Raw genomic sequence first — 8,092 nt, forward strand, 5'->3', positions numbered from 1 at the left:
GAGCAGAAGGCCATCGCGGGCGGCAAGGGCAAGATCTTCGCCCGCGCGGTGGACGTGGCGGTGGCCTGGAGCAAGGCCGAGAGCTCGGGAGGCGCACCGCTCGGGCTGCGGCTGCAGCGGGCGGTGTTCGACAGGCTGGTCTACTCCAAGCTGCGCGCGGCCACCGGCGGCCGGCTCTCGGCGGCGGTGTGCGGCGGCTCGGCGCTGGGCGACCGGCTGGGCCACTTCTTCCGCGGCGTCGGCATCGAGGTCTTCGAGGGCTACGGGCTCACCGAGACCTCCGCCCCGTGCTCGGTCAACATGCCGGGCGCCAACAAGATCGGCACGGTCGGCAAGCCGCTGCCCGGCGTCACGCTGCGCATCGGCGACGACGGCGAGATCCTGGCCAGGGGCCGGAACGTCTTCCCCGGCTACTGGCACAACGACTCCGCCACGGACGAGGTGATCGACTCCGAGGGCTGGTTCCACACGGGCGACATCGGTGAGCTCGACGCGGACGGCTACCTGCGGATCACCGGGCGCAAGAAGGAGATCCTGGTGACGGCGGCGGGCAAGAACGTGGCGCCCGGCCCGCTGGAGGACGCGCTGCGGGCCCATCCGCTGATCTCCCAGGCCATGATCGTGGGCGACGGGCGGCCGTTCGTCGCGGCCCTGATCACGCTCGACCCGGAGGCCATGCCGGCCGGCTCGACCGTCGCCGACCTGCGCTCCGACCCGAAGGTGCGGGACGAGATCCAGGCGGCGGTGGACCGGGCGAACCTCTCGGTGTCCAAGGCCGAGCAGATCAAGAAGTTCGCCATCCTGGACGTGGACATCACCGAGGAGAGCGGGCACCTCACGCCCACGCTCAAGGTCAAGCGCAATCTCGTGATGCGGGACTTCGCCAAGGACATCGACGACCTCTACAGCGGCCACTGACCCGGCCGCGCTCTTCCTCGGGCCCTTCTCTCGGGCCCTTCTCTCGGGCCCTTCTCTCGGGCCCTTCTCTCGGGCCCTTTCTCGCGCCCGCCACCGCCGCCATTCTGTTCAGGTGTCCCGGCCCTCGCCTGGCCAGGCCGGAGCTGACGGCAGGTCGTTCGGCCGTGGGCCGGGGTCCGGTCCTGCGGTCGGAGCGGTGGCGGCGCATGCGCAGGTGCACGTCGTGCTCGGCCTCCTGGTCAGCGCGGTGTCGTAGACGTCCGGCAGGTCGCTGATCGCCTCGTCCACGCCCGCGTTGACGGCGGCGGCGCGGATCAGGGTGGGGCCGGGGTGGCGGTTTCCGGGGGGTCGGCGATGAGGAGCTCGCCGACGTGACCGGCCAGCGCGTCCCTGGCGAACGGGGACAGGCCGGCGTCGGAGACGAGTACGTCGGCCTCGGACAGCTCGGCGATGGTGCTGATGCCGACCGTGCCCCACTTGGTGTGGTCGGCGGGCACGACCAGGCGGGTGGCCGCCTCCACCAGGGCCCGGTCGGTATCGGCCTCCATCAGGTTGGGCGTGGTGAAGCCGGCCCTGACGGTCATGCCGTGCACCCCGAGGAACAGCAGGTCGACGTTGAGCCGGCGGATCGAGGCCACCGCCATCGGGCCGACCAGGGCGTCGGAGGGCGTGCGTACGCCGCCGGTCAGCACGACCGTCTGGTCGGGCCGGCCCGCGTGCCGGAAGACGTCGGCGACGCGCACCGAGTTCGTGACCACGGTGAGGCCGGGGACGGTGGTCAGGTGGTGGGCGAGGGTCCAGGTGGTGGTGCCGGCCGACAGGCCCACGGCGGCGCCCGGGGACACGAGGGCCGCGGCGCGGCGGGCGATGGCCTGCTTCTCGGCCTCCTGGCGGACGGACTTCGCGGCGAAGCCGGGCTCGTCGATCGTGGTGGCGCCGCCGCGTACCTTGGCCAGCAGCCCGCGTTCGGCCAGTAGCTCCAGGTCGCGGCGGATGGTGATGTCGGAGACGCCGAACGCGCGGACCAGCTCGACCACCCGGACACCGCCATGCTGCCTGACCAGCTCGAGGATCGCCTGCCGGCGCTGCGGGGCGAGCATCGGCATCACCAGATCCCAACAGGTTCCGACACGTCCGCGTTCGCATCATGACATGACTCCGGCGCCGCGGCTTCCGGCAAATCATCACGAAACCGGGCGTTGACAGTCCGAAATGTTGGCCCTTCGATGAAGGAAGGTGTGTGAACTCGGGGGAATCTGAAGGGTCCGGCTCGGAAGGGTCCGGCAAGGAGGAACCACCATGGACCGACGATCGCCGATTTCCCGCCGTAATCTCCTGCTCGGAAGCGCCGCCGCGTTCGGCGTTCCGGCCGTCCTGGCCGCGTGCGGCTCCGACTCCCCAGCGCCCGGGCAGCCGACCGGCGGTGGCCTGGGCACCGTCACGATCGGCTCGAACGCCTCCGACGAGATCCCGAAGAAGTCCCTGGACACCGTGGTGAAGGGCTTCACACAGGCCACGACCCGGATCAACACGGTGGACCACAACACGTTCCAGGAGAACATCAACCGCTATCTCAGGGGCACGCCCGAGGACGTCTTCACCTGGTTCGCGGGCTACCGGATGCAGTTCTTCGCCGAGCAGGGGCTGGCCATCGACATCTCGGACGTGTGGCGGGAGATCGGCGCCGACTACACGCAGGCGTTCAAGGACCAGTCGACCGGCATCGACGGCAAGCAGTACTTCGTGCCGTTCACGTACTACCCGTGGGCGGTCTTCTACCGCAAGAGCGTCTGGCAGGAGAAGGGGTACGAGCCACCGGCCACGCTGGACGAGTTCACCGCGCTGGCCAGGAAGATGAAGACCGACGGGCTCATCCCGATCGCGTTCGCCGACAAGGACGGCTGGCCGGCGATGGGCACGTTCGACATCCTCAACATGCGGATGAACGGCTACGACTTCCACATCGCGCTCATGGGCGGCAAGGAGTCGTGGACGGATCCCCGGGTCAAGCAGGTCTTCGACACCTGGCGGGGGCTGATGGAGTTCCACCAGCCGGCCGCGCTGGGCCGTACGTGGCAGGAGGCCGGGCAGTCGCTGGCCCAGAAGAAGACCGGGATGTACCTGCTCGGGATGTTCGTCGCCCAGCAGTTCCCCGAGGCCGACCGCGACGACCTCGACTTCTTCACCTTCCCGGAGATCAACCCGACCTACGGCACCGACTCGATCGACGCCCCCATCGACGGCTACATGATCTCCGCCAAGGCCAAGAACGTGGAGGGCGCCAAGGCCCTGCTCAAGCACTTCGGCCAGGCCTCCTCGCAGAACATCGCCACCAAGCTGGACCCCGGCACGCTGGCCGCCAGTTCCAAGGCCGACACCTCCGGCTACAGCGCCCTGCAGAAGCGCGGCGCGGAGCTGGTGTCGAAGGCCACGCACATCGCGCAGTTCCTCGACCGTGACACGCGGCCGGACTTCGCCTCCACCGTGATGATCCCGTCGCTGCAGTCGTTCGTGAGCAAGCCCGACGAGATCGACTCGCTGCTGACGAGCATCGAGAAGCAGAAGGCCAACATCTTCCGCTGATGGCAGTCAAGACCCGCCGCTACTCCGCCCGCGACGTGACCGTCCTGGTCATCGGGCTGGGGATGGCCATCGCCGTCAACGTGAGCTTCATCTGGGGGCCCACGCTGGCCTCCATCGGGCTGTCCGGCACCGACTGGGGCGGCATCGGGCCCATCGAGTGGGTGGGCGGGCAGAACTACCACGACCTGTCGGCCGAGTACCCGCCGTTCTGGTCGGCGGTCCGCAACAACGTGTTGTGGCTGGCCTTCCTCGGTCTGGTCGCGACGCCGTTCGGGCTGTTCTGCGCGGTGCTGCTGGACCGGCGGCTGCGGCTGTCGCGGGTCTACCAGAGCGCCCTGTACATGCCGGTCGTGCTGTCGCTGGCCGTGGTCGGCTTCATCGCGCAGCTCGTCTACTCCACCGACTACGGCGTGCTGAACGCGGTGACCGGGCTGAGCGTGGACTGGCTGGGCGACAGCTCGGTCAACATCTGGGTGGTCATGGTCGCGGCGGGCTGGCGGCACGTCGGCTACGTCATGATCATCTATCTGGCGGGGCTCAAGGCGGTCGATCCGGCGCTGAAGGAGGCGGCGGCCATCGACGGGGCCAGCGAGCGGCAGGCGTTCTTCCGGGTGGTGTTCCCGACGCTGCGGCCGGTCAACGTGATCGTGCTGGTCATCACGGTGATCGAGGCGCTGCGGGCGTTCGACATCGTCTATGCCATCAACAAGGGCAGGAACGGGCTGGAGCTGCTGTCGGTGCTGGTGACCGAGAACATCGTGGGCGAGGCCAGCAGGATCGGGTTCGGCTCGGCGATCGCGGTGATCCTGCTGGTGATCTCGATGGGGTTCATCATCACGTACCTGTCGCAGCTGTTCAGGGAGGAGCGATGACCCTCACCGCCCCGGCCCCCGCTCCCCCGGCCCAGGAGCGGCGCGCCCCCACGCGGCGCCCGGTCCGGCCGCTGCGCGTCCTGCTGCACGCCTTCCTCGTGCTGGTGGGGCTGGGCTGGCTGCTGCCGCTCGTGCTGGCGGTGTACGCGTCGCTGCGGCCGTACGACGAGACCGCCCGCCTGGGGTACTTCTCGCTGCCGGAGAACCTCACGCTCGACTACTACGGAAAGGCGTGGAGCCAGGCCGAAATACCTCACTACTATCTGAACACGTTGATCATCGTCGTTCCCGGTGTGCTGATCACGTTGGCGCTGGCCTCGTTCACGGCCTTCGCGATCGCGCGGCTGCGCATTCCCGGGCGCAAGACGCTGCTCATCGTGTTCACCGCGGGCAACCTGCTGCCGCCGCAGGTCCTCATCACGCCGCTCTACACGCTCTACACGCTCGTCCCGCTGCCCGCCTGGCTGTCGGACTCGCAGTCGCTCTACGACTCCTACCTGGGGCTGATCCTCATCCACGTGGCGTTCCAGTTCGGCTTCTGCGTGTTCGTGATGGCGAACTTCATGCGCACGATCCCCGTGGAGATCACCGAGGCGGCGCTGGTGGACGGGGCCGGGGTGTGGACGCGCTACTGGCGGCTGACGCTGCCGCTGTGCCGTCCGGTGCTGGCGGCGCTGGCCACGCTGCAGTTCACCTGGATGTACAACGACTTCCTGTGGGCCCTGGTGCTGATGTCGTCGGGCGACAAGCTGCCCGTCACCTCGGCGCTGAACAACCTGCGCGGCCAGTTCTTCACCGACTACAACCTGCTGGCCGCCGGCTCGGTGCTGGTGGCGCTGCCGACGCTGATCGTCTTCCAGATGTTGCACAAGCAGTTCGTCGCCGGGCTCACGCTGGGGTCCACGAAGGGTTAGAGAAGAGCCCCTAGAGAAGAGCACGGAATCGGGCGGCGACCTGGTCCCAGGCCCATTCGCGGGCGATCCAGTCGCGACCGCCCGCGCCCATCTTGCGTGCCTTGTCGGGATCGGTCAGCAGCTCGACGATGGCCTGCGCCACCTCGTCCGCGTCCTCCCCGTTCACGACCAGCCCCGTCTCGTCGGCCCGCACCGCGTCGGGCGCGCCGCCGGACGCGCCCGCCACCACCGGCAGCCCGGTCGCGGACGCCTCCAGGAACACGATCCCGAGCCCCTCCACGTCCACCCCTCCGAACCGGGTACGGCACGGCATCGCGAACACGTCCGCCGCCGCGTAGTAGCCGGGCAGGGCGGCCGCCGGCACCGTGCCGGTGAACCGGATCGACTCCTGCCCGGCGGCCAGCCGCTCCAGCCGCCTCCGGTACGGGCCGCCGCCCACCAGCAGCAGCACCGCCTCCGGCACCGCGCGCAGCACCTGGGGCCAGGCCCTGATGAGCTGGTCCTGGCCCTTGCGCGGCACCAGGCGCGACACGCACGCGACGACCGGCCGGCCCGGCAGCCCCAGCTCGGCCTTGGGCGCGCCGGGATGGAACTGCCCGACGTCCACGCCGGGCGCGAGCCGTACGAGCTTGTCCGCGGGGATGGCGGCGGCCAGCCGCTCGCGCGTGTACTCCCCCAGGTACGTCACCACGTCGGCGTGCCGGCCGATCCTGCGCAGCACCGAGCGGAAGCCCGGCGCGCTCGCCCACGACGCCTCGTGGCCGTGGGTGAGCATCACCACCCTGCGCGCGCCCGCCCGGCGCAGGCGCGGCGCGAGCAGGCCGAGCGGCGCCGCCGCGCCGAACACCACGGTGTCCGCGCCGTGCTCGGCCACCAGCCCGGCCGCGGTCCGCGCGACGGCCGGGGTGGGCAGCATGAGCCGCGTCGGGTGCCGGACGACCCGGTACGGCTGGCGCCGGTCGAACTCCGCGCACCCCGGCCAGGCGGGGGCGTAGACGGCCACGCCGGGCGTGCGCAGCGCGAGCCCGTGCACGAACGACTGGATGCCGCCCGGTCGGGGCGGGAAGTCGTTCGTCACGAAGACCACTCTGGGCCCGGCCGCGGGGTCGGTCACGGTACGGGTACGCCGTTCAGCTCGGCCCATGAGCGGGCCATGGCGATGCGCTCGGGGCCGGAGGGATGGGAGGCATAGAGCACATATTCCACCGCATTCGGCGACAAGTCGGAAATATTGGTCACTGCCAAGCGTTTCTGCATGGCGATGAACGTGGCCGGATCCTTCGTCAGGTCGAGCGCGTGGACGTCGGCCCGGGCCTCGATGTGCCGGCTGACCACGTTCTCGAACGGGCCGATGAGCAGCGAGCCGACGGTCATGAGCCCCACCAGCGCGCCGACCGCCCGCGGATCGGTGATCGAGGTGACACCGGTGCGCCGCCGGAGCGGTGTGAAGACGAGGAACAGCGCGATCGCGCCCAGCCCGGCGCCCAGGCCGCCGATGAGCGTGCCGTGGAGCACGTCGTCGTACTTGGCGTGGCCCAGCTCGTGCGCCACGACCAGCTCGACCTCCGGCTGCGGAGCCTGGAGCAGCGTGTCGTAGACGACGATGCGGCGCGTGGCGCCGAAGCCGGACACGTACGCGTTGAGCGCCGTCGTCCGGCGCGAGGCGTCGGCCACCAGCACGTCCTCGACCGGCACGCCGTCCCGCTCGGCCATGTCGAGCAGGTTCGTCCGCAGCGCGCCCTGCGGCATGGAGGTGAAGTCGTTGAACATCGGCTCGAACACCACCGGGTACACGAACGACGCCACCACCGTCAGCGCGAAGGCCCCCGCCGCGGCGGGGATCCACCACCGCCGCACCTTGCGGGCCAGCGCCACGAGCGCCACCAACATCACGCAGACCAGGAACACCTGCACGCCCAGGTTCTTCAGCCGGTCGACCGCCCAGCCGGCCCAGTCCTGGGTGGACAGGCCATAGTCGCGCACGATCGTCTCGAACCAGACGCCCAGCGGCCACCTGACCAGCTCGACGATCGCGGTGATGACCACGACGCCGAGGATCACCCGCAGCCACCAGGGGCCCTTGAGCCGTCCCACCGCCCTGGCCCCGAGCGGGGTGGCGAGCAGGAGCCCGGCGAAGACGATCGTCAGCGCGAGCGACAGGTAGCTCGGCAGGCTCGTGGCCGCGTCGAACGCCTCCGCCCTGGCGATCTGGGCGGCACTGAAGTCGCGGGCCGGATCGGGCGGCCCGCCGGTCAGCACGTGCCACGGAGTGGTGAAGGCGGTCATCGCCAGGATCACGACGCCGAGGAGCACCAGCGCGACGGCGGCCTGCCGCCTCAGCCCGCTCTCCCCGGCGGGCGGCCGTCCGTTCACGGACGCCTCCCCACCGTCTCGTGTCCACGCTCGGGCTCCGGCACGGGTCCGGGCCCCCGGCTCGCCCGGCACCGCCTCTCCGGCAGCCTGGAGGCCCGTCTCACGAGCCGTCTCACGAGCCGCCTCACGAGCCGTCCCACCGGCCGCCTCCCGAGCCGCCCCACCCGCCGGCTCACTGACCGCCTCACCCGCCGACTCCCTGGCCGGCTCACCCGCCGCCTCACCCGCCGCCTCACCCGCCGCCTCACCCGCCGCCTCACTGGCCGGTTCCCCGGCGGCCGCCCCGCCGCCGTGTCCGGTCGTCCCCGAAGCCGTGACCGCGCCCTCCGGCCGCCCGGACATGGCCGAGGAAGAGCGGCCACCCGCGCCGGGTCGGTACCTCCAGGTCCGCGAGCGCCGACCCCGCCGCCGCGGCCTGGCCCTGGTGGCGGC

7 protein-coding genes are annotated in these 8,092 nt (G+C 70.8%); 4 read left to right on the plus strand and 3 right to left on the minus strand.

Annotated features, from left to right (window positions below; genetic code table 11):
- The coding region (locus tag AB0J69_RS61040; RefSeq protein WP_364138392.1) for an AMP-binding protein at positions 1 to 918 on the plus strand (918 nt) is incomplete at its 5' end.
- Between the two features lie 314 nt (positions 919 to 1,232).
- On the opposite strand, the gene AB0J69_RS61045 is transcribed toward AB0J69_RS61040, so the two are convergent.
- Positions 1,233 to 2,018, minus strand: coding sequence for a DeoR/GlpR family DNA-binding transcription regulator (locus AB0J69_RS61045; RefSeq protein ID WP_364138410.1), 786 nt, complete (start codon positions 2,016 to 2,018; stop codon positions 1,233 to 1,235).
- A 199-nt stretch (positions 2,019 to 2,217) separates the two neighbouring features.
- Here AB0J69_RS61045 and AB0J69_RS61050 point away from each other — a divergent pair, with 199 nt between their 5' ends.
- From AB0J69_RS61050 to AB0J69_RS61060, 3 genes are read left to right on the plus strand one after another with little or no spacing between them, the layout of a single operon-like run.
- Positions 2,218 to 3,501 carry an ABC transporter substrate-binding protein gene (locus AB0J69_RS61050; protein ID WP_364138395.1) on the plus strand — a complete coding sequence of 428 codons (1,284 nt, stop codon included), beginning with the start codon at positions 2,218 to 2,220 and terminating at the stop codon, positions 3,499 to 3,501.
- Positions 3,501 to 4,373, plus strand: coding sequence for a sugar ABC transporter permease (locus AB0J69_RS61055; RefSeq protein WP_364138398.1), 873 nt, complete (start codon positions 3,501 to 3,503; stop codon positions 4,371 to 4,373). The genes AB0J69_RS61050 and AB0J69_RS61055 overlap by 1 nt, the downstream gene beginning before the upstream one ends.
- Entirely contained in the window at positions 4,370 to 5,287 is a 918-nt protein-coding gene (locus tag AB0J69_RS61060; RefSeq protein ID WP_364138401.1) for a carbohydrate ABC transporter permease, read from the plus strand. The genes AB0J69_RS61055 and AB0J69_RS61060 overlap by 4 nt, the downstream gene beginning before the upstream one ends.
- Positions 5,288 to 5,297: 10 nt before the next feature.
- On the opposite strand, the gene AB0J69_RS61065 is transcribed toward AB0J69_RS61060, so the two are convergent.
- Together AB0J69_RS61065 and AB0J69_RS61070 are read right to left on the minus strand one after the other, a co-directional pair.
- Positions 5,298 to 6,431, minus strand: coding sequence for a glycosyltransferase family 4 protein (locus AB0J69_RS61065; protein ID WP_364138404.1), 1,134 nt, complete (start codon positions 6,429 to 6,431; stop codon positions 5,298 to 5,300).
- Positions 6,398 to 7,660, minus strand: coding sequence for a M48 family metallopeptidase (locus AB0J69_RS61070; protein WP_364138407.1), 1,263 nt, complete (start codon positions 7,658 to 7,660; stop codon positions 6,398 to 6,400). The genes AB0J69_RS61065 and AB0J69_RS61070 overlap by 34 nt, the downstream gene beginning before the upstream one ends.
- Positions 7,661 to 8,092: the final 432 nt, after the last annotated feature.

This window comes from Nonomuraea sp. NPDC049709, from assembly GCF_040674815.1.
Lineage (GTDB): Bacteria > Actinomycetota > Actinomycetes > Streptosporangiales > Streptosporangiaceae > Nonomuraea.